This window comes from Yimella sp. NH-Cas1 (assembly GCF_022359705.1).
In the GTDB taxonomy this organism is placed as follows: Bacteria; Actinomycetota; Actinomycetes; order Actinomycetales; family Dermatophilaceae; genus Yimella; species Yimella lutea.
In genome coordinates, this window is sequence record NZ_JAKSGG010000003.1 from 1,841,212 (window position 1) to 1,863,035 (window position 21,824).

Sequence of the window (21,824 nt, forward strand, 5' to 3'; positions counted from 1 at the left end):
CGGGTGAGCGATGCGAGTGTGCGAACGGCACGGACCGACGATCTCCCCGCGGTCGGGGAGGTGCAGGCGCAGGTCTGGCGACGGGCATTCGCCGACGTCGTCGAACCGGAGACCCTCCAAGCCTTCGAGGCGGCCGAGTTCGAGCAGGCGTGGCGCTCCTCGCTCGCTGCTCCCCCATCGCCGGTCCACCGACTGTTGGTCGCCACCGAACTCGACACCATCGTCGGGTTCGTGGCGGTCGGCCCCGTCATGCAGGACGGCGCGCACGAGGGTGAAGCGGAGATCCTGGCCGGAGGCGTGCACCCCGACCACCGCGGAAAGGGTCACGGGTCCCGGCTGCTCAACGCCGCGATGGACACTCTCGCCGCCAACGACCGCAGCTACGTCCGCGTCCGGATCATGGAGCGCGACACGCCTGTTGTCCGTTTCCTCGCGACCGCAGGTTTCGTGGTGTCCGGTGGATACGCCGACCGCATCGTGACGTCCGCGGGCGACACCGTCCGGGAGATCGAAATGCACACCGATTCCTCGGCGCCGCTCGAGGAGCAAGCGCACGACCATGAGCATTAGGCCGCTTCGACCACACCTCACCGCAGATACGAAACCCGTTGCCCGCCAAGGCCTTTGGATCGGCGTTGCCACCGGCCTGTACGGCACGAGCTTCGGCGCACTGGCCGTCGCCGCCGGGCTCGATGTGTGGCAGGCGATGGTGCTGTCGCTGTTGCTGTTCAGCGGCGGGTCCCAGTTCGCGCTCGTGGGCGTGATCGCGTCGGGAGGCACCGGGGTTGCCGCCGTCACCACCAGCACGCTGCTCGGGCTGCGCAACGCGTTCTACGGCTTGCAGGTCTCGCGACTGCTTCAGGCGAGCGGCTGGCGCACGGTGGTCGCTGCCCACCTGACGATCGACGAGTCGACTGCCGTCGCGATCGCACAGCCCGATCGCGAGCGCACCCGGGTCGGCTTCTGGTGGACCGGTATTGCGGTCTTCGTCTTCTGGAATCTGATGACCTTCGCCGGCGCTCTGCTCGGCAACGCACTCGGCGATCCGAAGAAATGGGGTCTGGACGCCGCAGCGGCAGGCGCCTTCATCGCGCTGCTCTGGCCGCGACTGACGACGCTGCGGACGCGGCTAACCGCCGCGGCCGCGGCAGCGATCGCGCTGATCGTGGCGCCACACGCACCGGCGGGGACGCCGATCCTCATCGCTGCACTCGCTGCAGTTGTCGCCGGTGCCTTGCCGGATGCGTCCGAGGGGTCCGACGGCGAGGCGATCGTGGACGAGGACCTGCAGGCCAGGCTCGGGCATCACCTCGACAAGACGATCGACCCACAGGACGACCGCCGATGAGTCTGTGGGCGATCGTGCTGGTCGCCGGAGCGCTGTCGCTGGTCACCAAGCTGCTGGGCTATCTCGTCCCGCACGACTGGCTCGGTGGACCGTTGATCAGCCGGATCATGAAGTACCTGCCGATCGCCCTGCTGGCAGCACTCGTCGCGGTGCAGGCATTCGGCGGACCGCAGGGTTCGACCATCGTGGACGCCCGCGCCGCCGGGCTCCTCGTCGCGATCCTCGCACTGTGTCTGCGAGCGCCGTTCCTGCTGGTGATCGTGCTTGCTGGAGCGACCGCGGCGATCCTGCGGGCGATCGGCTGGGGCTAGGCCCGGGTCTGGTTCAGTGCAGCCGGGGCATCGCCTCGTAGGCGGACCAGATGTGGTGCTCGACCAGATCGGCTGCCTCGGCGGCGGACCGCGCGTCGATGGCGGACATCATCGCGTGGTGCTGACTGCGCAACTGACTGCGCAGCAGGTGCCAGTCGGCCACTTCGTCGAAGCCGCGCATGATCGGTTGCCGCATCGACTCACGGATTGCCACGGTCAGGTCGGTGGCCAGCCGGTTGCCCGCGGCACGCGCGATCGCGACGTGGAACCGGGTGTCGAACCGGTTGAACTCCTCGCGGGTCAGTTCATCGTCGTCCATCGCATTCAGTGCCTCGCGCATCCGGGCACGCGCGCCGTCGTCCGCGTGGGCGCAGGCCAGTGAGGTCGACAAACGCTCGAGCACGACGCGCACCTGCGTGACGTCGCGGGCGGGAAAGTTCGCGAGCGCGACGTGCATGCGCAACATCCGGGTCAGCGCCACGTGTGGTTCGCCGGCAACCATCGTCCCCCCGGTCGCGCCCGCGCCGACGTTGGGACACAGCACCCCGCTGGCCTGCAGGGTGCGGACGCCCTCGCGCACGGCTGCTCGACTGACCCCCAGTTGCGTGGCCAGCTCGCGTTCGGCGGGCAGCATCGATCCACGAACCAGCCGACCGTCGAGGATCCGTTCCTCCACCCAGCCGACGACCACTTCCCATGTCTTGGCCCCCGAAGGCCGTGCGTCATCTTCCGGCATCCGAGCAGCGTAGGCCGTGCCCCGGACGAAGCCGGCAGGCGCCGACGACACGCGAGAGCGGCGAAATGACTTGCCGGTAACCGAAGTGATGCCGCTATGGTGTGCATCACATCCTTGGTCTGACCATTCGGTCGCGTACGGAAGGCTCCCAGATGACGAGCACCTACACCCCACCGCTGGCGCCGGTGGCCGACAGCCTCTGGCTGTCCGCACTGGTGGGCCTGCTGCCCCTCCTCACCGTTTTCATCACGCTCGGCGCACTGCGATGGAAGGCCCACTGGGCCGGCCTGGCGGCGCTGGCCGTCGCGATCCTCGTCGCCGTCCTGGCGTTCGAGATGCCCGTGAACCTCGCACTGCTGTCCGCGTCCGAGGGTGCGGTCTTCGGTCTCTTCCCGATCATGTGGATCGTCTTCTGCGCGATCGTGCTCTACCAGATCACCGTCGTGAGCGGCCGCTTCGACGACCTGCGCGCATCCTTCCACCTCGTCTCGGACGACCCGCGTATCCAGGCGATCATCATCGCCTTCTGTTTCGGTGCGATGCTCGAAGCCCTCGCCGGCTTCGGAGCGCCCGTCGCGATCACCGGAGTCATGCTGATGGCCGTCGGCTTCTCGCCGCTGCGTGCCGCCGCTGTTGCTCTGCTGGCCAACACCGCGCCGGTCGCGTTCGGCGCCGTCGGCACCCCGATCATCACCGCAGGCACGCTCACCAAGATCGACTACAACGAGATCGGCGCGTACGTCGGCCACCAGACGCCGGTCCTGGCCCTGTTCGTCCCGCTCATGCTGGTCGCCCTGGTCGACGGCAAGCGCGGCATGAAGCAGACCTGGCCGATCGCCCTCGTCGTCGGCTTCGCGTTCGCCGTTGCCCAATGGGTTTCGGCCACCTGGATCTCGGTGGAACTGACGGACGTCATCGCCGCACTCGTCGCGCTCGCGGCCGCCGTCGTCATGCTGCGCTTCTGGCAGCCGACGGGACGCGAAGAGGCGCTCGCCGACCTCGCCGCCGCCCGCAAGCGGGAGCTGGCCTCGGTCGGCTCCGGTTCGGCCGGATCGGGTTCGCTCGCCGATGACGCGGACGCGGACGCGGACGACGCAGTCGAGAGCAAGGAGGACATGGACGCCCGCGCTCGCGACCTGACTCCCGGACGCATCGGAATGGCTCTGTTCCCCTACCTGCTGGTCATCGCGGTGTTCGCCGCAGCCAAGCTGATCGAACCCATCAAGGAGTTCCTGGTCGGCACGGACCAGAAGATCGAGTGGCCCGGTCTGCACGGCGAGATCGTCAACGCCGCCGGCAAGGTGTCGTCCACCACGACCTACAACTTCCAGTGGCTCTCCTCCCCCGGCACCCTGCTGCTGATCTGCTCGCTGATCACGGCGCTGGTGTACAAGGTGTCGCTGGGCAAGTGGGCCAAGGAGTTCGGTGAGAGCGCGATCAAGCTGCGCTTCGCCTTTCTCACCGTCGCATCCGTGCTGGCGCTGGCGTACGTGATGAACCTGTCGGGCCAGACGATCACCATCGGCACCTGGATCGCCGGCACCGGTACCGCGTTCGCCTTCCTGTCCCCGATCCTGGGCTGGTTGGGCACCGCAGTCACCGGGTCCGACACCAGCGCGAACGCGCTCTTCGCCACGCTGCAGCAGACGGCCGGGCAGAAGGCGGGCATCGACCCGACCTTGCTGGTCGCGTCCAACTCCTCCGGCGGTGTCGTCGGCAAGATGATCAGCCCGCAGAACCTCACGATCGCCGCCACCTCGGTGGGTCTGCTCGGTCGCGAGTCGGACATCTTCCGCAAGGTCGTACTCTGGTCGCTCGGTCTGCTCGCGCTCATGTGCGTGCTCGTCGGCCTGCAGGCCACCGTCCTGTCGTGGATGCTGCCCTGATGCGAGTCGCACTTTTCGCAACGTGTTTCAACGACACCATGTGGCCCGAAACCCCGAAGGCGACGGTGCGCCTGCTCCGTCGCCTCGGGGTGGACGTCGAGTTCCCCTCGGAGCAGACCTGCTGCGGCCAGATGTTCACCAACACCGGCTACGCCGACGAGGCAATTCCGCTGGCGCGCAAGTTCGTCGACGTGTTCGAGGGCTACGACGCTGTCGTGTCGGTCAGCGGTTCGTGCACCGGTTCGGTGCGTGAGCAGTACGCGGACCTGGCCGCCCGGTCGGGCGACGCCGCGCTCGCCGACGGTGTCGCGAAGGTCGCGCCCAAGACCTACGAACTCTCGGAGTTCCTCGTTGACGTGCTCGGCGTGACGGACGTCGGTGCGTACTTCCCACACCGGGTCACCTACCACCCGACCTGCCACTCGTTGCGCATGCTGAAGGTGGGCGACAAGCCGCTGCAACTCCTTCGGCAGGTTCGAGGCATCGACCTGGTCGAACTACCCGCTGCCGACGAGTGCTGTGGCTTCGGCGGCACGTTCGCGATGAAGAACGCCGACGTGTCGGTGGCGATGGGCAGCGACAAGGTGCGCCGCATCCGCGACACCGAGGCCGAAGTGGTCGTCGCCGGAGACAATTCCTGCCTCGCCCATATCGGTGGGTTGCTCGGTCGCCAGCGTTCCGGCGTCCGCACCCTGCACCTGGCCGAGATCCTCGCTTCGACGGACGGAGATGTCTTATGAGCGCCCCCCTTGCGAAGACCACGCCGACCTTCGTCGGGATGCCGAAGTTCCCGGCCATGGCCAAGGACGCTCTGGCCAACACCCAGCAGCGGCGCAACCTGCTACACGCCACCCACACGATCCGTGCCAAGAGAGCGTCCGTGGTCGAGGAGGTGTCGCAGTGGGAAGCGTTGCGCCTCAACGGTGCCGACGTGAAGGACGAGGTGCTCGCCAACCTCGACAGCTACTTGCTGCAGTTCGAGGAGAAGCTCACCGAGCGCGGTGCGACCGTGCACTGGGCACGTGATGCCGAAGAGGCCAACCGTATCGTGCTCGACCTGGTTCGCGCCGAGGGTGTCGACGAGGTCGTCAAGGTGAAGTCGATGGCCACCCAGGAGATCGAGCTCAACGAGGCGCTCGAGGCTGCGGGAATCCATGCGTGGGAGACCGACCTGGCCGAACTCATCGTCCAGTTGGGCCACGACCGCCCTTCGCACATCCTGGTGCCGGCGATCCACCGCGGCCGCGCCGAGATCCGGGAGATCTTCCGCCAGGAGATGGGCAAGGTCGGCCGCCCTGCTCCTGAAGACATGACCGACATGCCACGCGAACTCGCCGAGGCAGCGCGGTTGCACCTGCGGGAGAAGTTCCTGCGGGCCAAAGTCGCGATCTCCGGAGCGAACTTCGCGATCGCCGACACCGGCACACTCGTGGTACTGGAGTCCGAGGGCAACGGACGCATGTGCCTGACCCTGCCCGAGACCCTGATCAGCGTCGTCGGCATCGAGAAGGTGCTGCCGACCTGGGAGGACCTCGGCACGTTCATGCAGTTGCTCCCGCGCTCCTCGACCGGTGAACGGATGAACCCGTACACGACGATGTGGACCGGCCCGGCCGAAGGTGACGGGCCCCAGAACGTGCACGTTGTGTTGATCGACAACGGACGCACGCGCGTACTGGCGGACGAGGTCGGACGGCAGGCGCTGCGATGCATCCGCTGCTCGGCCTGCCTCAACGTCTGCCCGGTGTACGAACGCGCCGGTGGCCACGCCTACGGCTCGGTCTACCCCGGACCCATCGGCGCGGTGCTCACGCCGCAGCTGCGTGGCACATCGAGTGCGATCGACCAGTCGTTGCCGTACGCCTCGAGCCTGTGCGGTGCGTGTTTCGAGGTGTGCCCGGTGCGCATCGACATCCCGCGCCTGTTGGTGAAACTGCGCACGCAGGTCGTCGACGAGCACCGTGGGCACAATTCCGTGGAGTCCAGGACGATGCAGGCGGCGGCATGGATGTTCGCCGACAGCCGCCGCTTGGCGAAGGCACAGAAGGCATCCACGTTGGGGGGAAGTTGTTGGGTCGCCGGACAGCCCTGGGGGCACTCCCCTGGCCCGCGTCCTCGTGGAGCAGCGCTCGCGACGTGCCCGTGCCACCCAAGGAGACGTTCCGGCAGTGGTGGGACCGTACCGGTGGAGGTCAGGCATGAGCAGCGCACGCGAGGAGATCCTCGGCCGCATCAGGTCGACGCAATCGGGTTCGGCTGCAACGGTTTCGGTGGCTCCCGCTCCTGCCACGGAGCCGATGGAGACCGAGGCCATGCTTGATCTGTTCGTGGAGAACATGCGCGACTACCGGGCGATCGTGCGTGAGGTGTCGGTCGACGGCATCGCTGCGGCCGTGGACGCGGTGCTGGCCGAACACGGTTGCCACACGGTCGTCGTCCCGCCGGATCTACCACCCGAAGTAGCACCCACGTCCATCGAGACGACCGTCGACGAAGATCTGTCGGCGACGGCACTCGACCACATCGCCGCAGTGGTGACCACGTCGAGCGTCGGCATCGCGGTCACCGGAACCATCGTGCTGGACCACTGCGCCGGTCAGGCCCGGCGAGCACTGTCGCTGGTGCCGGACGTGCACATCTGCGTCGTGCATGCCGATCAGGTGGTGACCTCTGTGCCGGAGGCGATCACCCGGCTGCGAGCGTCCGTGGAAGCGGGGCGTCCGCTCACCTGGATCAGCGGTCCGAGCGCCACCTCCGACATCGAGTTGAACCGGGTCGAAGGAGTGCACGGGCCTCGCAACCTCGAGGTCATCCTCGTGCGCTGATCCGATCGGTGTTGCCCGTCGGTTGCGGGTCCTCGGCTTCGGCCGGGGACCCGCTGCGTTGGCGCCGAGCGAGCAGCCAGCGGACCAGTTCGATGAGAGCCGAGACCGCGATCGCCAGACCGAGGCCGAGCGCGAGTCCTTTGAGTGGTTCCTGCTCGAAGGCGTGGCCGCCGATGTAGCCCATCAGCGTGCCGTGCAGTGCCCACGCCGTCACCCCGATCGCGTCGAACATGGTGAACCGCATTCGTGGATAACGCATCGCGCCGAAGACGACCGTGGTGGCGATGCGTCCCCAGGGAATGAACCGGCCGATGACCAGGGCCATGCCACCACGGGAATCCAGCAACCGCTTCGCGCCGGCGATCGCCCTACCGCGACGGGTGTGCTGCGGGATTCGATCGATCTTGCCGGCTGCGGCCCGACCGATCGAATACGCGACGTGGTCGCCTGCCATCGCCCCGGCGCCCGCGCAGAGCATGATCAGAATCAGGTTCGGTGAGCCCGTCGATCCCGCGTACACACCGGCCATGATCAACGGCGCTTCGCTGGGGAAGATGGGCACGATCGCATCGACCAGGGAGATGACGGCGATCAGCGGGTAGATCCACAGCGACCCCATGAGATCGCCGAGGGCATTCAGCAGACCGTCGAACATCGTGTCCCCATGGGCGGACGCTAACCACGTCGAGCAACATCCAGTTGAACGACATGTGGCCGGGACGGGTCACAGACCCAGGACGTTCTCCAGACCGACGGTCAGACCCGGGTGCTTGCCGACCTCTCGGACACCGGTGAGGACGCCCGGCATGAAGCTGATCCGGTCGAACGAGTCGTGCCGGATCGTTAACGCCTCACCGACTCCGCCGAACACGACCTCCTGATGCGCCACGCGTCCGCGCAGACGCAGCGCGTGCACAGGGACGCCGTCGACGACGGCTCCGCGGGCACCGTCCGGGTCGTGCTCGGTGGCGTCCGGGACGTCGCCCAGACCGGCCTCGCGCCGTGCCTCAGCGATGATCCGGGCCGTCCGCACGGCGGTGCCGGACGGCGCGTCCACCTTGTCGGGGTGATGGGTCTCGACGACCTCGACGGACTCATAGAAACGGGCCGCCTGCTCGGCGAACGACATCATCAGCAGCGCGCCGATGGCGAAGTTCGGCGCGATGAGCACGCCGACCTCCGGCTGCTGAGCCAACTCCTTCTCCAACGCGGCGAGCTTCTCCTCGTCCCAACCGGTCGTGCCGACCACGGCATGGACTCCCTGACGGACGCAATGGGCGATGTTCGCCGCTGACGCCGACGGAACGGTCAACTCCACAGCAACCTGGGCTCCGCCGAGGTCACCGAGGTCGTCGCCCTGGTCGAAGGTGCCCACGAGTTCGAGGTCGACGGCGTCCTGCACCGCCTGCACCGCCTGGGAACCCATGCGGCCCGAAGCACCGATCACTGCCACCTTGATGCGCTCAGTCACACGGCAACCCTAGGCGGTGACACCCCGGACTCTGCAAGACTGTCCACTTCGCACACGAAGGGGAACGCGAGGATGCTCGACTCGGACGCGTACGACGCGATCGTGCTGGCCGGCGGCCGTGGGTCACGGCTCGGCCTGGTCGACAAGGCGACACTCGACGTCGGTGACGGTCCACTCCTGGACGGAGTGCTGAAGGCGGTCGACAGCGCACGCAATGTCGTCGTCGTCGGCCCGCCTCGCGACCTGCCGCCGAGCGTGCACCAGATTCGGGAGGACCCCGTCTTCGGCGGACCGGCTGCCGCAACGGTCACCGGTCTGCGCAAACTCGAGGGCGAACGCGCACCGTGGACGCTGGTGCTCGCCTGTGACCTGCCGTTGGCGCGGGAGGCCGTGCCGCTGTTGCTCGCCGGCCGCGATCGCGATGGCTGCGTGCTGGCCGACGGCCGCGGGCATACCCAATGGGTCGCAGGTGTGTACCGCACCGAGCCGCTCGTGCAGGCCGCGTCAGCCCTGCACGATCCCACCGACAAATCGATGCGCGCCCTCTTCGGCGGCATCGACGTCACCGCGATCGAAGCGCCCAACCGCGTCTGCGAGGACGTCGACACCTGGGACCAGGTCGCCTCCTGGAACGACTACTTCATCGAAGGAGATCCTGATGACTGACGACAAGCCCGCCGAACCCACCCGCAAGGAGCAGCAGGAATGGCTGCGCGCGGTGTGCGTCGAGATCGGTGTCGACCCGGATCTGCTGGATGTCGGACTCGTGCTTGACGTCACCAAGGAGGTGGCGCACCGCTTCGTGCGGCCGATGGCGCCGGTGAGCTCGTACGCACTCGGGATCGCCGTCGGGTTGGCGGCTGCCTCCGGGGGGCCGGTGGATCAGAAGGCGATCGCCGACAGGATCGTCGACACGCTTCCCCCTGCATCCGACTGACCGGATCTCAGCGCCCTCGGGCGCGAACCCTGGTGAGCGAGAACGCTGTCGGGGTCACTCCGTTGTATCGGAGCGCCGTTTCCTTGACGACCTTCAATGACCGGTCACGAGCAACGACATCGGCGAACCGGCGCTTGTCGTCGGTGATGACCACCGCCCGCCCGTCCTGAGTCAGCACTCGACCCAGTTCCCGCACCAGGCCGGGGTACAACGTGTCGTTCTCCTGGTTCGAACCGATCCGCTTGCCGAACGGGACATCGGAGACGACCCGATCGACGGACGCGTCCGCCAGGTCGAGGTAGGTGGCGTCCCCCTCTTCGGCGAACACCCGGTCCTTCAGACCGAACGTGCGAATATTGTTGCGTGCCAACGCGATCGACTCGGGGCTGAGGTCGACGATCAATCCGCGCCCGTCTCGTCCGATCGCGTCCACGATGGGGATCGTGCCGACACCGCCGCACGGGTCGAGCAGCGCCATTCCGGGCTGCAGTTTCGCCAAACGCAGCACGCCGGCCGCGACCGACGGCGGAGTGGTCGCGGGAAGACGCTCCATCGCACCGAACCGGGCTGCCCAGGCGAGCGGGCCGATCTCGGCTCGATCCGTCCCCGGAACAAGGTTGACCTGCCAGTCCCCCGGTTCATTGCGCCATCCGGTCTGATGTCCGACCGCCCGGACGATCCCATCCCGTACGGTGGGGTCCTTCTCATGGACCCGGAACGCGACGTCGCCATCGAATCCGGTCGCGCGGCAAAGCTTTTCAGCATCTTCCAGCGGCGCTCCGGGCGACCAGGACATGGCCACCCTGTCGACCATGGGGTTCGAGCGAACCACATCGATCTCGTCCACGGTGACTGTCAATTCACCCTCGCCGCTGACGACCGCTCGGGCGCCCGCCTGCTGCAGGTCGCCGCGCAGGAGGTCTTCGAGGCCGACGGCACAGGTGACGATCAGATGCATCCCCCCATCTTCGCCGAGTGGCCGGGCCATGAACCACCGGCCGGGCTATATCCCGGCCACCAGGTCATAGCCCGGCCACTCGACAAGACGGTGTCAATCGATGAGAACCGTTGCGACGCGGACGAGCCCCGGGTTGTCGTAATCGTCACCCTCGACGTCACCGCGGGCCCAGGTGAGCAGCAACCGCGGACCGAGTACCTCGACGCGGGCCAGGTTGTTGTCGAACCACGGACCGTGGGTGGTCTCCCAGTCGAAATCGGGCTTCTTGACCTTGGGGAACTTGTTGACCAGCGAGCGCATCGGGCCGCCCATCCAGCCCGCGAGCGTGCCCTGCAGCATGCGGACGTGGCGCGGCAGCGGGTTGCGGATCGGCGAGCAGACGGCCTGGACGATCTTGGACTCGATCGGCTCGCGGGTCCTGGTGACCTCGTTGACGTAGGAGTTATGGACGTCGCCGGACAGGAAGGTGATCGTGGCGGGCGCCTTGCCGCGCTCGCCGCGCGCCACCTGCATCACCATCTGCGAGACGTCGCGAAAGGACTTCTCGAACGCGGCCCAGTGCTCGAGGTCGACGGCCTGCCGCACCTTCTCACCGAGCTTCGCCAGGCGAGGACGGTCACCCTGCGCCCAGGTCTCGTTCATCGACTCCAGGTCGTGGATTCCGGTCGGGAGCAGGAACGGCAAGGACGATCCGATGAACAGGTGCTGGCAGTCGCCGCGCATCTGCTCGTCGAGCCAGGCGAGTTCGTCGGCGTCGAGCATCGCCCGGTGGTCCGGACGCAGGTCGCGCGCCGCCCGTGAATCGATCACGATGACGCGGGACTCCCCCAGGTCACGGGTGAACGAGAAGCGGTACGTGGTGGGGTCCTTGTCGACCTCCTCACCGAACGCGTCGACGACCTCCGTGAGGTCGAGCTCGCTCGAATCGCGGTGTGCAGCAATGATCTTCCAGATCTTGTCGTCCTGCAGCGCCTCGTGGTCGAGGTTGCCGGCGTGCTGATAGATCCAGTACGAACCGAGGGCGCCGACGATGCGCTCGTGCCACCACGGCTTCTTGTTCATCTCCTCGTGCCAGGCGGCCGAGGTGTTCCAGTCGTCACGGACGTCGTGGTCGTCGAAGATCATCGCGCTCGACAACGTGGACAGCAGCCACCGGTTGGCCGGTTCGGTCCAGGCGAGGCGGTAGAGCTCGGCGTACTCGATGAAGTCCTTGACCTCCTCGCCGGGCGGGTCGTCGAGGCCTCGCCGCTTCTCGATGAAGTCGCGCATCTGCGGCGAGGTGTCGTCGGCGTACAACTGGTCACCGAGGAAGAGAACGAAGTCGGGCCAGTGGTCGGGGTTGCGCCGCATCTCGTACGCATACGAACGCATCGCGTCGACGCCGTGCAGGTCGGTGCCCTCCTTGTCGTGCGACACCGAGGTGCGGCACGAACCGAACAGGAATGACGGGTCCTTGGCGGGGTCGAGCGTTGCGATCCGGCTCGGCGGGAACTCGCTGTCGGCTTCGGGCCAGACCTGCTGGTCGCCGAGATCGACCGAATAGTCCTGGATGCTGGCCGGCTCGAGGCCGTCGACGAGCACGATCGCGTAGTGGTGTCCGTGCGCGGAGAAGGTCTGACACGACCACTCGCGCCCCTCGCTGCGAACGGTCACCCGGCAATGCTCGTCGGTCTCGACGAAGATCGTCGCGTTCGTCTCGCCCACATGGCGCAGGACGGGACCAAGAACCAATGAAGCCATGCCCTCATCCCACCACTTGAAGGGCCTGGAACGGCTGTCCGGGACCGGCGAGTCCATCACGCCTCTACACCCGAAGTTCAGCGTTCCGGTCGCCATCACGACCGGAACCGGCGTCGTTCAGCCGACCGGATCGCCCTGCACCGGACCGTCGGTGTTCGGCTTCCAGCCGAGCGCCGGCGCGACATGTTCGGCGAACGAACGCAGCACGTGCAGGTTGTACTCGACGCCCAGCTGAGCCGGGATGGCCAACATCAGGGTGTCGGACGACATCACCGCCGCGTCGTCGCGCAGTTGTTCGATGAGCACGTCCGGCTCGGCGGCATAGGTCTTGCCGAACGTCGAGCGGAAGCCGTCGATCACACCGACCTGGTCGGCGCTGTCGCCCGATCGCAGACCGAAGTACATCTGGTCCTGCGCGTTCATCAACGGAAAGACGCTGCGGCTCACCGAGACTCGCGGCGTCCAGTCGTGCCCGGCGGCCTTCCACGCAGTGCGGTAGCGATCGATCTGCTCCGCCTGCAGGTCACCGAACGCCTGGCCGGTGGCCTCGGTGAGCAGGGTGGAACTCATCAGGTTCACGCCCTGTGCCGCAGCCCACTCGGCGGTGTCACGGCTACCCGCTCCCCACCAGATCCGACGGTCCAGCCCCGGTGCGTGCGGTTCGATGCGCAACTTCTGGCCGGGACCGAACTGGGCCGGGTCGGCGTCGGCCACCGGCACGCCACGTACGGCGTCCATGAAACGTTCGAACTTCGGACGCGCGATGTCGGCGCCGCGGGGGTCGGCGGAACCGGTGTACCCGAACGCCTCCCAGCCGCGCAGCGCCGGTTCGGGTGACCCACGACTCACGCCCAGCGCCACCCGGCCGTCCGACAGCAGGTCCAGGGCCGCCGCTTCCTCCGCGAGGTAGAGCGGGTTCTCGTAGCGCATGTCGACGACGCCGGTGCCCACCTCGATGTTGTCGGTGCGCGCAGCGATGGCGCTCAGCAGGGGCATCGGGGACGCCGCCTGCTTGGCGAAGTGGTGCACGCGAAAGTACGCGCCGTTGACGCCGATCTTGTCGGCGCCAACCGACAACTGCACGGCCTGCTGCAACATCTCGCGGGCTTCGTAGCCGGAGAAGCCGTAGTGGCCGAAACTCAAGAAACCGAAAGCCTTCATGGATAGGACAACCACGGGCTGGTCGTTGCTGTTCCAAGGTCCTGCCCGACTACGCGCGGGGCAGCAGGAACCTCGTCCCACTACCGAGCACCGATGGCTTTCCACTGTCGGGAACTGCGAGCAGCAGCATCAACACAGCAGGGCGGCGCAGGCTGTGGGTGGGTTGCGTCGACCCCTTCATCACCTTGGCGACCTCAGGGCTGAACCAGAGCTCGTACTTGTCGGACGCAGCCGTCCAGTCGCAGTCGAGGGTGACCATGGCGAGCGTCATGGCCCCGGTTCGTTGCATCCGAACCGCCTGGGTGCCGACCAGCGTGGCCTTGCGCGCATCCGATCGAGCCCGGTCGCCCCAGCCTGCACAGTCGTAGCTGATCCGCACCCGATCGGTGGCCGGAACGTCCTTCTGACCACCCACGAAGCCGAACTCGCGCACCCTCTTCAGTTGCGAGGCATCGGCGAAGTCCGCTGAGTTGCCGTTGCCGATCGCGTACAGAGAGTTCGAGATGGCGTTGGCCACTGCCTGCTTGTGCGTGCCCGAGAGCGGGGTCACCGCGCCCGGACTCGGCGGCTTCGACCCACCGTCCGATCCCGCCGTCGCGAACAACTTCCACCCCGTGGTGCCCGACCCGGACTGCCAGGCGCTGTACGCCACAGACGACTCGCCCTTGCTGTTCGCGTGCTTGTCGGCGCGGTGGCGAACCGTCAGCATCCACCGTCCTTGACCGTCCTGGTCGGTTCCTCCGCCGAGCCAGGCATCGGCTTGCGAGGGTTGCGTCGATGCGCCGCTCACGGACGGCCCCTTGACCTTGCCGGCGTCCATGGACGCCTTACGGAAGGCCGTATCGAAGGCATCGGCCGCGAGGAGGCCGGCGGCGTCCGCGCGGGACCAGCCGGACGGGTCACCCTCGAGGTGCTTGTCGATGGCTGCGTCGTTGCGCTTGTCGTAGTCGGCCAGCACAGCCTTCACCTGCGACCCGGACAGATGCGGCTGCGGTGGGGTCCTCGTCACCGTCGTCGAACCGGACGAAGCTGCGGTGGATCGGTCGCTGACCTGTTGGCCCGAGCAGGCGCCGACGAGCAACGCCGTGGCGGCGACGGCCCCGAGTCGGATTGCGTGACGTGCCATGGTGTCCCCTCTCGACTGGAGGCTTCACCATGGGACACCTGCGCGGGGTGTCGCCGATTTCCACAGGTAAGCACTTCGTAAAGTCTGTCGGCCGACTCGTAGGGGACAATGGTTTCGTGATGGGAGCGAGGAACAAGCGCATCGCGGCCCGCGGTGTCGCCGTCGCCACAGCCGGCCTTGCTGCCGCCATCGCGTGGTCCTCCTCTGCGGAGTCGAATGCCGGACTCACCGGTCGCTCCTGGACGCTCACCTCGGTCACCGAACCCGGCTCTCCCAGTCAGGACGCGTCCGGCTCCGGCGCGCGAATCCAACTGAGCGGCAACAACATCGAGGGCAGCGACGGCTGTGCACCGTTCAGGGGCAAACTCGTGGAGAAGGCGGGCGCTCGCTATTCGACGGACGCCGTCGCGATGGCGACGGTCGCCTGCCTCAACCCACAGGCCGGCAAGGGCGCCTCGATCGAGGCGATGAACGCGTTGCTGGGCACGGAAAACTTCTCCCTCACCTCCAAGGACGGACGCCTGGTTGCGACGACGGACGACGGCTGGCGCCTGGTGTTCGACCGCCGCTGACCGCAGCCGCCCACGCACGACGAAGGCCGCCGACCCTTTCGGATCGACGGCCTTCGCCTGGAGTGAGGATCACTCGGAGTCGGAGTCCGACCCCTCGTTGTTGTCACCGCTGTTGTCACCCTCGTCGTTCTTGCGGCCACGTCCGCGACCACCACGACGGCGACGGCGACGCTCGCCCTCACCATCGCCCGACTCGTCCGAGGAGCCCTCGGCGTCGGCGTGGTTGTCGCCCTTGACCTCGTCGGCCTGGGTGTCGACCTGAGCTTCGGACCGGTCATCGGACGCCGGAGCGTCGGCAACCGGGCCGGCGGCGGCGTCCGGCACATCGGACGAAGCGGCCGGGGCCGAGTCGTCGGAGGAACCTGCAGCCTCGACCACGGCAAGCGAGAGCTTGCCGCGCGGGTCGATCTCCTTGAGCTCGACCTGGACCTTCTGGCCGATCTTCAGGACGTCGTCCACCGAGTCGATGCGCTTGCCACCGACGAGCTTGCGCACCTCGGAGATGTGCAGCAGACCGTCCTTGCCCGGCGTCAGGGAAACGAACGCACCGAAGGTGGTCGTCTTGACGACGGTGCCCAGGAAGCGCTCGCCGACCTCGGGCATCTGCGGGTTGGCGATCGCGTTGATCGCCGCGCGCGCAGCCTCGGCCGACGGACCATCGGTCGCACCGATGTAGACGGTGCCGTCGTCCTCGATGGAGATGTCGGCACCAGTGTCCTCCTGGATCTGGTTGATCATCTTGCCCTTCGGGCCGATGACCTCACCGATCTTGTCGACCGGCACCTTCACCGCGATGACGCGCGGAGCGAACGGCGACATCTCGTCGGGAGCGTCGATCGCCTCGTTCATCACGTCGAGGATGTGCAGGCGCGCGTCGCGGGCCTGGGTCAGCGCACCGGCGAGCACGTCGGCGGGGATGCCGTCGAGCTTGGTGTCGAGCTGGATCGCGGTGACGAACTCCTTGGTACCGGCGACCTTGAAGTCCATGTCACCGAAGGCGTCCTCGGCACCGAGGATGTCGGTCAGCGCGGCGTACTGCACCTCGCCGTCGACCTCCGCGGAAACCAGACCCATGGCGATGCCGGCGACCGGAGCGCGCAGCGGCACACCGGCGTTCAGCAGGGACAGGGTGGACGCGCAGACCGAGCCCATCGAGGTCGAACCGTTGGAGCTGAGCGCCTCGGAGACCTGACGGATGGCGTACGGGAACTCCTCGCGGGTCGGCAGCACCGGCATGAGCGCACGCTCTGCCAGGGCGCCGTGACCGATCTCGCGGCGCTTGGGCGAACCCACGCGGCCGGTCTCACCGGTCGAGTACGGCGGGAAGTTGTAGTTGTGCATGTAGCGCTTGCGCGACACCGGCGAAAGGGTGTCGAGCTGCTGCTCCATGCGCAGCATGTTCAGCGTGGTGACACCCATGATCTGGGTCTCGCCGCGCTCGAAGATGGCCGAGCCGTGAACGCGCGGGAGCACCTCGACCTCGGCCGAGAGCGCACGGATGTCCTTCAGGCCACGGCCGTCGATGCGCACCTTGTCGCGCAGGATGCGCTCGCGGACGAGCTTCTTCTGCAGCGAACGGAACGCAGCGGAGATCTCCTTGTCGCGGCCCTCGAACGGACGGCCTTCGCCGCCCAGGTCGGCCTTCAGCGAGTCCTTGATCTCGTCGAGTCGGTGCTCGCGCTCCTGCTTGTCACCGATCTGCATCGCAGCTTCGGTGTCGGCGAGGCCGGCCTGCTCGACAGCCTTGTAGGCGTCGTCCTGGTAGTCCAGGAACAGCGGGAACTCCTGCACCTCCTTGGCAGCCTTCGAAGCAAGCTCCGACTGCGCCTCACAGAGCACGCGAATGAAGCCCTTGGCGGCCTCCAGACCTTGGGCGACGACCTCTTCGGTCGGCGCCTGAGCACCCTGGTTCTTCACCAGGTCCCAGGTGGACTCGGTCGACTCCGCCTCGACCATCATGATCGCGACGTCGTCGCCGACGACCCGACCGGCGACGACCATGTCGAAGGTCGAACGCTCGATGTCGGAGAAGTTGGGGAACGCAACCCACTGACCGTCGATCAGCGAGACGCGGGTGGCACCGATCGGGCCGGAGAACGGCAGACCGGAGATCTGGGTCGACGCCGAGGCGCCGTTGATCGCCAGCACGTCGTACTGATGGTCGGGGTTCAACGACAGCACCGTGATGACGACCTGGACCTCGTTGCGCAGACCCTTGACGAAGGCCGGACGCAGCGGGCGGTCGATCAGACGGCAGGTGAGGATCGCGTCGGTCGAGGGACGACCCTCGCGACGGAAGAAGCTGCCGGGGATCTTGCCGGCGGCGTACATGCGCTCTTCGACGTCGACCGTCAGCGGGAAGAAGTCGAACTGGTCTTTCGGTTGCTTGCCGGCCGCGGTGGTCGACAGCAGGGTGGTCTCGTCATCGAGGTAGCAGAGCACTGCTCCAGCGGCCTGCTTGGCGAGGCGTCCGGTCTCGAACCGGACCGTACGAGTGCCGAACTTGCCGTTGTCGATGGTGGCTTCGGCGAACGTGATTTCTGGACCCTCCATGTGGGCCCTCCTGTTCTTCTCAATCTCGTCGCACATCGTCGTTGTGTGCGAACGGGCTTTCTTCTCAAGGGGATCGGGTGAGGCGACGCATTCGGTACGTCCTACCTCGCGGCCGGTCCCCTCCTACGCGACAAGGCGATCCACCCGCAGGTGGATCGCCTCGTGACGCAAGTCTTCAATTATCGGCGCAGGCCCAGACGCTTGATCAGCGAACGGTAACGCTCGATGTCGATCTCCTCGAGGTAACGCAGCATGCGCTTGCGCTGACCCACCAGGAGCAGCAGACCACGACGGCTGTGGTGGTCGTGCGGGTGCTGGCGCGAGTGCTCGGTGAGCTCACGAATGCGCTCGGTGAGCAGTGCGACCTGCACCTCGGGCGAACCGGTGTCGCCTGCGGCGCTGCCGTACTCGGCAACGATCTCGGCCTTACGGGCGGTGGTGAGTGGCATGTTGAGGCGACTACCTTTCGTCATGTTGTTGCGCGGTGCACCTGGGCTTGTTCACCAGGGCGCTCTGGATCCGCGGCCGTTGGACGGCATTGCCAAAGGTACCAGCGGCCCGGCGTCCCGCCCTAATCGGCGAGGCTCGTCGGTCGACCGAACGCTGCCTTGCGGGACGCGCGACGCAGGGTGAGCAGGATCGGATGTCCGGTGAGGGCGATCAGGACGGACGTGGTGATCGCGCGGCCGAGGTCCCAGCCGAGGGACGTGGCCAGGTTGAACGCCAGGAAGTGCTTGAGGTTGGTCAGCAGCGGACCACCGGGAACGACCGAGATCGCGGGCTCCCCGGACGTGCCGAGGGGCCAGAAATAGAAGTTCAGGATCCAGCCGTACAGCAGGCTGGAGATGATTCCGTAGCCGATCAGCATGAAGATCTCCGCCCGTCCGCGCAGCGGCGGCAGCAGACCGGCGCCGAGCGCGATCCACCCCGCCCCGAGCATCTGGAAGGGCAGCCAGGGACCGATGCCCGCGGTGAGGATCGCCGAGGCGAACATGCTCGTACATCCGAGGACGAAGCCGAAGCCGGCGCCGAAGACCCGTCCGGACAGCACCAGCAGGAAGAACATCACCTCGATGCCCCCGGTGCCGGCGCCGAGCGGCCGCATCATCGCGTCGACGGCCGACAGCACACCGAGCATCGCGATCGCTTTGGAGTCGATGCCGCCCTCGCTCACCTCCGACAACACGACCGCCAGCAGGAGCGGGAGCATCAGTGCGAACAGCAACGGAGCATCATTGGTGTGCGAGGCGAGCATCGAGTCGGCCGTGATGAACAACGGCCACGCGAACCCGATCACGCCCACGATGCTGACCAGCGCGATCGCGAGCGCGGAGCGCGGACGCAACGGGATCGCCTTCGCCCGACCGCTGGGTACATGCGTGGTGGTGGCCGTCATGAGCGCGCGCGCCTGACCTGGTCGACGGTCAGCAATGGCAACGGCGCCAGGATCTTGGCCACCTGAGGCGCGAACGCAGGCGAGCCGAGCAGTACGTCCGAGGTCGTTCCGGACGCGACCACGTCGCCATCGGCCATGAAGATCACGTCGTCGGCCGTTTCGGCGATGAACTCGACGTCGTGGCTGGACACGAGCACGGCCTGGCCACGATCGGCACACGTCCGCAGCGTCGCGCGCAGGGCCGCCTTGGCGGCGTAGTCGAGGCCGCGCGTGGGTTCGTCCAGCAGCACGACAGAGGGTCGGGCGGTCAGTTGGACGGCGAGCACGAGAGCCAGGCGCTGCCCTTCGGAAAGGTCGCGCGGGTGCCGGTCGAGGACGATGTCGGGCACCATCTCGCGCAGCAGGTCCTCGCAGGTGCCCGCCGGTGCGTCGCTCTCGGCGTCCGCCTGAGTGCACTCAGCGCAGACCGTGTCGAGATAGAGCAGGTCACTCGCACTCTGCGGCACCAACCCGACACGCGAACGGCGTTGCGGCACTGCCATCTTGGACGGTTCGACCCACGTTCCGTCGGCGTCGACAGTCACCGTGCCGGACGCCGGACGGGTGGCTCCCTGCAGCGCCCACATCAGCGTGGACTTGCCGCACCCGTTACGCCCCATGAGTGCGGTGATGCCGCCTCGACGCAGTTCCAGGTCAACATCGTTCACCGCCGTGAAGTCGCCGTAGGTGACGCGAACTCCCTTGGCACGCAGGGTGACCGGACCGCTGGTGAGGTTCGCGGGTGGCTCCAGGTCGTCGTGTTGTTCGAGTTCGGTGTGCAGTCCGCGTGCTTTGCGCCGCGCGTCCCGCACCGACAGCGGCAAGGGTGTCCAGTCCTGGTCACGCCCGAGTTCGACGACGGGCGGCGCGACCGTGGCGGTGCGCATGATCTCGGCGGGCTCCCCCACCTCGACCAGCCCGTCCCGCGTGACGTGGATGAGCGTGTCGGCGTACTGCAGCACGCGCTCGATGCGGTGCTCGGCCATGACAACCGTGACCGACAGGTCGTGCACCAGCCGGGTGATCGTCGCCAGCACGTCCTCGGCTCCGGTGGGGTCGAGCGCGGAGGTCGGTTCGTCGAGCACGAGCACCTGGGGCTGCAGGGTCAGCACGCTGCCGATGGCGACACGTTGTTGCTGTCCCCCGGACAGGTCACGCAGCGCCAGATGCCGCAGGTCGGCGATGCCGAGCAGGTCGAGCGTCTCCTCGACGCGCTTGCGCATCACCTGCTGCGGGATGCCGAATTGCTCCATCCCGTAGGCGAGTTCCTCCTCGACGGTGTCGGTGACGAACCCCGCGAGCGGGTCCTGCCCGACATACCCGATGAGGTCGGCCATCTCCCGCGGCAGATGGTCGCGGGTATCACGTCCGTGTACCCGCACGTGCCCGGTGAGCAGTCCGCCGGTGAAGTGCGGCACGAGTCCGTTGATCGCGCCGAGCAGCGTCGACTTGCCCGACCCGGTGCGTCCGACGAGCACCGCGAGTTCACCTTGTTCCAGTTCGATGCTCACATCGCGTACTGCGGGTGTGGGTTCGTCGGCGTAGGTGATGGTGACGCGGTCGAACTCGATCGCCGGGAAGCTCATGAGATCTCCTGCATCTGCTGGTGCTGTCGGGGTCCCCGCTTGGGTTTGGGCGGCAGCGGCGGGGTGACGAAGGCCGGCAACGCCGCCACGAGCAACCCGAGCACCGCAGTGAGCGGCACGAGCGGGGTGCCGAGGGTCGGTTCGAGCGGCATGATCGTCGCGAGCGGGTTTCGTTCCAGCGCAACGATCATCGCGACCAGAGCGGTGACCCCGCACAGCGACACGATCGTCTCGGCGGACTTCCACGGATCCGACCGGTACACCGAACGCGGCACCCGACGTCCGCCCCACCAGACCGCGAGCGCGCCGAGCACGAGGCCGGCCACGGTCGCGACCGTCGCCCACAGCGGGATGGCCTGGTCACCGCGATCGTCGAGCAGTCCGTAGAGCCCGACACACACCGCCATCAGCCCGCCGAGCGACAGCACTCCGACGAGGCGGCGGTCACGATGGCTCACCGAGTGGCGGGTGCCGAAGCCGCGTGAGTCCATCGAGGCAGCCAGCAACAACGAACGGTCGAGGGTGTCCTGCAGGACCGGGAGCGCGATCACGCGCAGGGCACGCACCCCCTTGACCGAGGTCCCGCGAAGTTCTCGCGCCCGTGCGACACGCTTGGCGCTCTCGGCCAGTTGCGGGACGACGGTGAGCGCGATGACGACCGCGGTCCCTATGTCCCGGACGGCAGCGGGCAGCGCGCGCAGCAGCCGCCGCGGGTTGGCGAGCGCGTTGGCGGCGCCGAAGCAGAGCAACATGGTCGCCAGGCGCAGGCCCTCACACAATGCCGCGATCAGGTCTTCCAGCGGGATCGGGCCGAGCAACTGGATACCCGCAGCCCAGGACGGAAGGTCGACCGTCGGCAGGGTCACCAGGATCGTCGGGCCGGCCTTGGATCCGATCAGCACGAACAGCACCATGCGGGTGACGATGACGAACAGTCCCAGCCAGGCGTACATCGTGAACGATCTCGCCCACGGTGCGTCCGGACGGCGCGCGATCACGACGAGGACGACGACGGTGAGGGCCAGGAGCAGGAGCACCGGGTTGGTCGTGCGGGTGACCGCTGCCGCGAGGCAGCATGCCCACAGCCACCAGGCGCCCGGGTGTACGAACCGGGCAGCCTGGGCCGACGACCGACCCGGTGTGCTCACTCCTGCGGTCGACGGCGCAGCGCCAGCACGC

At 67.5% G+C, this 21,824-nt stretch carries 21 protein-coding genes and 1 pseudogene; 10 read left to right on the plus strand and 12 right to left on the minus strand.

The features are described from left to right. Nucleotides 1–3: 3 nt before the first annotated feature. From MF407_RS09145 to MF407_RS09155, 3 genes are read left to right on the plus strand one after another with little or no spacing between them, the layout of a single operon-like run. Nucleotides 4–570 carry an N-acetyltransferase gene (locus tag MF407_RS09145; protein WP_239702089.1) on the plus strand — a complete coding sequence of 189 codons (567 nt, stop codon included), beginning with the start codon at nt 4–6 and terminating at the stop codon, nt 568–570. Then, entirely contained in the window at nt 560–1,348 is a 789-nt protein-coding gene (locus tag MF407_RS09150; protein WP_239702090.1) for an AzlC family ABC transporter permease, read from the plus strand. The genes MF407_RS09145 and MF407_RS09150 overlap by 11 nt, the downstream gene beginning before the upstream one ends. Next, nucleotides 1,345–1,659, plus strand: coding sequence for an AzlD domain-containing protein (locus tag MF407_RS09155; RefSeq protein WP_239702091.1), 315 nt, complete (start codon nt 1,345–1,347; stop codon nt 1,657–1,659). Before MF407_RS09150 ends, MF407_RS09155 begins: the two co-directional genes overlap by 4 nt. 13 nt (nt 1,660–1,672) lie before the next feature. Here MF407_RS09155 and MF407_RS09160 read toward each other — a convergent pair whose 3' ends face one another. Then, the gene (locus MF407_RS09160) at nt 1,673–2,395 is read right to left on the minus strand and encodes an FCD domain-containing protein (RefSeq protein ID WP_239702092.1); all 723 of its coding nucleotides are present in this window, start codon (nt 2,393–2,395) and stop codon (nt 1,673–1,675) included. Nucleotides 2,396–2,547: 152 nt separating this feature from the next. Between MF407_RS09160 and MF407_RS09165 the strand changes: the two genes are divergently transcribed. The 4 genes and pseudogenes from MF407_RS09165 to MF407_RS09180 all read left to right on the plus strand — a co-directional run bounded on the left by MF407_RS09165 (nt 2,548) and on the right by MF407_RS09180 (nt 7,106). Then, nucleotides 2,548–4,281, plus strand: a complete 1,734-nt coding sequence (locus tag MF407_RS09165; protein WP_239702093.1) for an L-lactate permease — start codon at nt 2,548–2,550, stop codon at nt 4,279–4,281. Then, nucleotides 4,281–5,021 carry a (Fe-S)-binding protein gene (locus tag MF407_RS09170; protein ID WP_129624924.1) on the plus strand — a complete coding sequence of 247 codons (741 nt, stop codon included), beginning with the start codon at nt 4,281–4,283 and terminating at the stop codon, nt 5,019–5,021. The genes MF407_RS09165 and MF407_RS09170 overlap by 1 nt, the downstream gene beginning before the upstream one ends. Continuing rightward, nucleotides 5,018–6,483 (plus strand): annotated as a pseudogene (locus tag MF407_RS09175) (LutB/LldF family L-lactate oxidation iron-sulfur protein). The gene MF407_RS09170 and the pseudogene MF407_RS09175 overlap by 4 nt, the downstream one beginning before the upstream one ends. A gap of 110 nt (nt 6,484–6,593) precedes the next feature. Further along, complete coding sequence (locus tag MF407_RS09180) at nt 6,594–7,106, plus strand: LUD domain-containing protein (RefSeq protein ID WP_239702888.1); 513 nt, start codon at nt 6,594–6,596, stop codon at nt 7,104–7,106. Here MF407_RS09180 and MF407_RS09185 read toward each other — a convergent pair. Both MF407_RS09185 and dapB read right to left on the minus strand, forming a co-directional pair. Further along, complete coding sequence (locus MF407_RS09185; RefSeq protein WP_239702094.1) at nt 7,090–7,761, minus strand: DedA family protein; 672 nt, start codon at nt 7,759–7,761, stop codon at nt 7,090–7,092. The two genes, MF407_RS09180 and MF407_RS09185, sit on opposite strands and share 17 nt — an antisense overlap. A gap of 69 nt (nt 7,762–7,830) precedes the next feature. Beyond that, complete coding sequence (gene dapB / locus MF407_RS09190; RefSeq protein WP_345770849.1) at nt 7,831–8,577, minus strand: 4-hydroxy-tetrahydrodipicolinate reductase; 747 nt, start codon at nt 8,575–8,577, stop codon at nt 7,831–7,833. 72 nt (nt 8,578–8,649) lie between these two features. Between dapB and MF407_RS09195 the strand changes: the two genes are divergently transcribed. Further along, nucleotides 8,650–9,243 (plus strand): NTP transferase domain-containing protein, encoded by a 594-nt coding sequence (locus tag MF407_RS09195; RefSeq protein ID WP_129624919.1) that lies wholly within the window; start codon nt 8,650–8,652, stop codon nt 9,241–9,243. Next, complete coding sequence (locus MF407_RS09200; RefSeq protein ID WP_239702095.1) at nt 9,236–9,514, plus strand: DUF6457 domain-containing protein; 279 nt, start codon at nt 9,236–9,238, stop codon at nt 9,512–9,514. The genes MF407_RS09195 and MF407_RS09200 overlap by 8 nt, the downstream gene beginning before the upstream one ends. 7 nt (nt 9,515–9,521) lie before the next feature. On the opposite strand, the gene MF407_RS09205 is transcribed toward MF407_RS09200, so the two are convergent. From MF407_RS09205 to MF407_RS09220, 4 genes are all read right to left on the minus strand, one after another. Then, nucleotides 9,522–10,472, minus strand: coding sequence for a class I SAM-dependent methyltransferase (locus MF407_RS09205; RefSeq protein WP_239702096.1), 951 nt, complete (start codon nt 10,470–10,472; stop codon nt 9,522–9,524). 93 nt (nt 10,473–10,565) lie between these two features. Then, nucleotides 10,566–12,212 (minus strand): alkaline phosphatase D family protein, encoded by a 1,647-nt coding sequence (locus MF407_RS09210; RefSeq protein WP_239702097.1) that lies wholly within the window; start codon nt 12,210–12,212, stop codon nt 10,566–10,568. 117 nt (nt 12,213–12,329) lie between these two features. Beyond that, nucleotides 12,330–13,373, minus strand: coding sequence for an LLM class flavin-dependent oxidoreductase (locus MF407_RS09215; RefSeq protein WP_239702098.1), 1,044 nt, complete (start codon nt 13,371–13,373; stop codon nt 12,330–12,332). 49 nt (nt 13,374–13,422) lie between these two features. Next, nucleotides 13,423–14,499, minus strand: a complete 1,077-nt coding sequence (locus MF407_RS09220) for a hypothetical protein (RefSeq protein WP_239702099.1) — start codon at nt 14,497–14,499, stop codon at nt 13,423–13,425. Nucleotides 14,500–14,618: 119 nt separating this feature from the next. On the opposite strand from MF407_RS09220, the gene MF407_RS09225 reads away from it, so the two are divergent. Then, the gene (locus tag MF407_RS09225) at nt 14,619–15,071 is read left to right on the plus strand and encodes an META domain-containing protein (RefSeq protein ID WP_239702890.1); all 453 of its coding nucleotides are present in this window, start codon (nt 14,619–14,621) and stop codon (nt 15,069–15,071) included. A 69-nt stretch (nt 15,072–15,140) separates the two neighbouring features. Here the strand turns inward: MF407_RS09225 and MF407_RS09230 are convergent, their stop codons facing one another. From MF407_RS09230 to MF407_RS09250, 5 genes are all read right to left on the minus strand, one after another. Beyond that, nucleotides 15,141–17,624: a polyribonucleotide nucleotidyltransferase gene (locus tag MF407_RS09230; protein ID WP_239702100.1), complete on the minus strand. Its 2,484-nt coding sequence runs from the start codon at nt 17,622–17,624 to the stop codon at nt 15,141–15,143. 179 nt (nt 17,625–17,803) lie between these two features. After that, nucleotides 17,804–18,073 (minus strand): 30S ribosomal protein S15, encoded by a 270-nt coding sequence (gene rpsO, locus MF407_RS09235; protein ID WP_129624911.1) that lies wholly within the window; start codon nt 18,071–18,073, stop codon nt 17,804–17,806. 122 nt (nt 18,074–18,195) lie between these two features. Next, nucleotides 18,196–19,020, minus strand: a complete 825-nt coding sequence (locus tag MF407_RS09240; protein WP_239702101.1) for an ECF transporter S component — start codon at nt 19,018–19,020, stop codon at nt 18,196–18,198. After that, complete coding sequence (locus MF407_RS09245) at nt 19,017–20,645, minus strand: ATP-binding cassette domain-containing protein (RefSeq protein WP_239702102.1); 1,629 nt, start codon at nt 20,643–20,645, stop codon at nt 19,017–19,019. Before MF407_RS09245 ends, MF407_RS09240 begins: the two co-directional genes overlap by 4 nt. After that, nucleotides 20,642–21,793, minus strand: a complete 1,152-nt coding sequence (locus MF407_RS09250) for an energy-coupling factor transporter transmembrane component T (RefSeq protein ID WP_239702103.1) — start codon at nt 21,791–21,793, stop codon at nt 20,642–20,644. Before MF407_RS09250 ends, MF407_RS09245 begins: the two co-directional genes overlap by 4 nt. Between the last annotated feature and the right edge of the window lie 31 nt (nt 21,794–21,824).

Excerpts from the sequence above, each read along its gene's own strand:
- rpsO (WP_129624911.1), bottom strand. The coding sequence starts at position 18,073 with ATGCCACTCACCACCGCCCGTAAGGCCGAGATCGTTGCCGAGTACGGC.
- MF407_RS09225 (WP_239702890.1), top strand. The coding sequence starts at position 14,619 with ATGGGAGCGAGGAACAAGCGCATCGCGGCCCGCGGTGTCGCCGTCGCC.
- MF407_RS09150 (WP_239702090.1), top strand. The coding sequence starts at position 560 with ATGAGCATTAGGCCGCTTCGACCACACCTCACCGCAGATACGAAACCC.
- MF407_RS09245 (WP_239702102.1), bottom strand. The coding sequence starts at position 20,645 with ATGAGCTTCCCGGCGATCGAGTTCGACCGCGTCACCATCACCTACGCC.
- MF407_RS09180 (WP_239702888.1), top strand. The coding sequence starts at position 6,594 with ATGCTTGATCTGTTCGTGGAGAACATGCGCGACTACCGGGCGATCGTG.
- MF407_RS09170 (WP_129624924.1), top strand. The coding sequence starts at position 4,281 with ATGCGAGTCGCACTTTTCGCAACGTGTTTCAACGACACCATGTGGCCC.
- MF407_RS09220 (WP_239702099.1), bottom strand. The coding sequence starts at position 14,499 with ATGGCACGTCACGCAATCCGACTCGGGGCCGTCGCCGCCACGGCGTTG.
- MF407_RS09185 (WP_239702094.1), bottom strand. The coding sequence starts at position 7,761 with ATGTTCGACGGTCTGCTGAATGCCCTCGGCGATCTCATGGGGTCGCTG.
- MF407_RS09155 (WP_239702091.1), top strand. The coding sequence starts at position 1,345 with ATGAGTCTGTGGGCGATCGTGCTGGTCGCCGGAGCGCTGTCGCTGGTC.
- MF407_RS09195 (WP_129624919.1), top strand. The coding sequence starts at position 8,650 with ATGCTCGACTCGGACGCGTACGACGCGATCGTGCTGGCCGGCGGCCGT.
- MF407_RS09210 (WP_239702097.1), bottom strand. The coding sequence starts at position 12,212 with ATGGCTTCATTGGTTCTTGGTCCCGTCCTGCGCCATGTGGGCGAGACG.
- MF407_RS09240 (WP_239702101.1), bottom strand. The coding sequence starts at position 19,020 with ATGACGGCCACCACCACGCATGTACCCAGCGGTCGGGCGAAGGCGATC.
- MF407_RS09205 (WP_239702096.1), bottom strand. The coding sequence starts at position 10,472 with ATGCATCTGATCGTCACCTGTGCCGTCGGCCTCGAAGACCTCCTGCGC.
- MF407_RS09230 (WP_239702100.1), bottom strand. The coding sequence starts at position 17,624 with ATGGAGGGTCCAGAAATCACGTTCGCCGAAGCCACCATCGACAACGGC.
- MF407_RS09160 (WP_239702092.1), bottom strand. The coding sequence starts at position 2,395 with ATGCCGGAAGATGACGCACGGCCTTCGGGGGCCAAGACATGGGAAGTG.
- MF407_RS09215 (WP_239702098.1), bottom strand. The coding sequence starts at position 13,373 with ATGAAGGCTTTCGGTTTCTTGAGTTTCGGCCACTACGGCTTCTCCGGC.
- MF407_RS09200 (WP_239702095.1), top strand. The coding sequence starts at position 9,236 with ATGACTGACGACAAGCCCGCCGAACCCACCCGCAAGGAGCAGCAGGAA.
- MF407_RS09165 (WP_239702093.1), top strand. The coding sequence starts at position 2,548 with ATGACGAGCACCTACACCCCACCGCTGGCGCCGGTGGCCGACAGCCTC.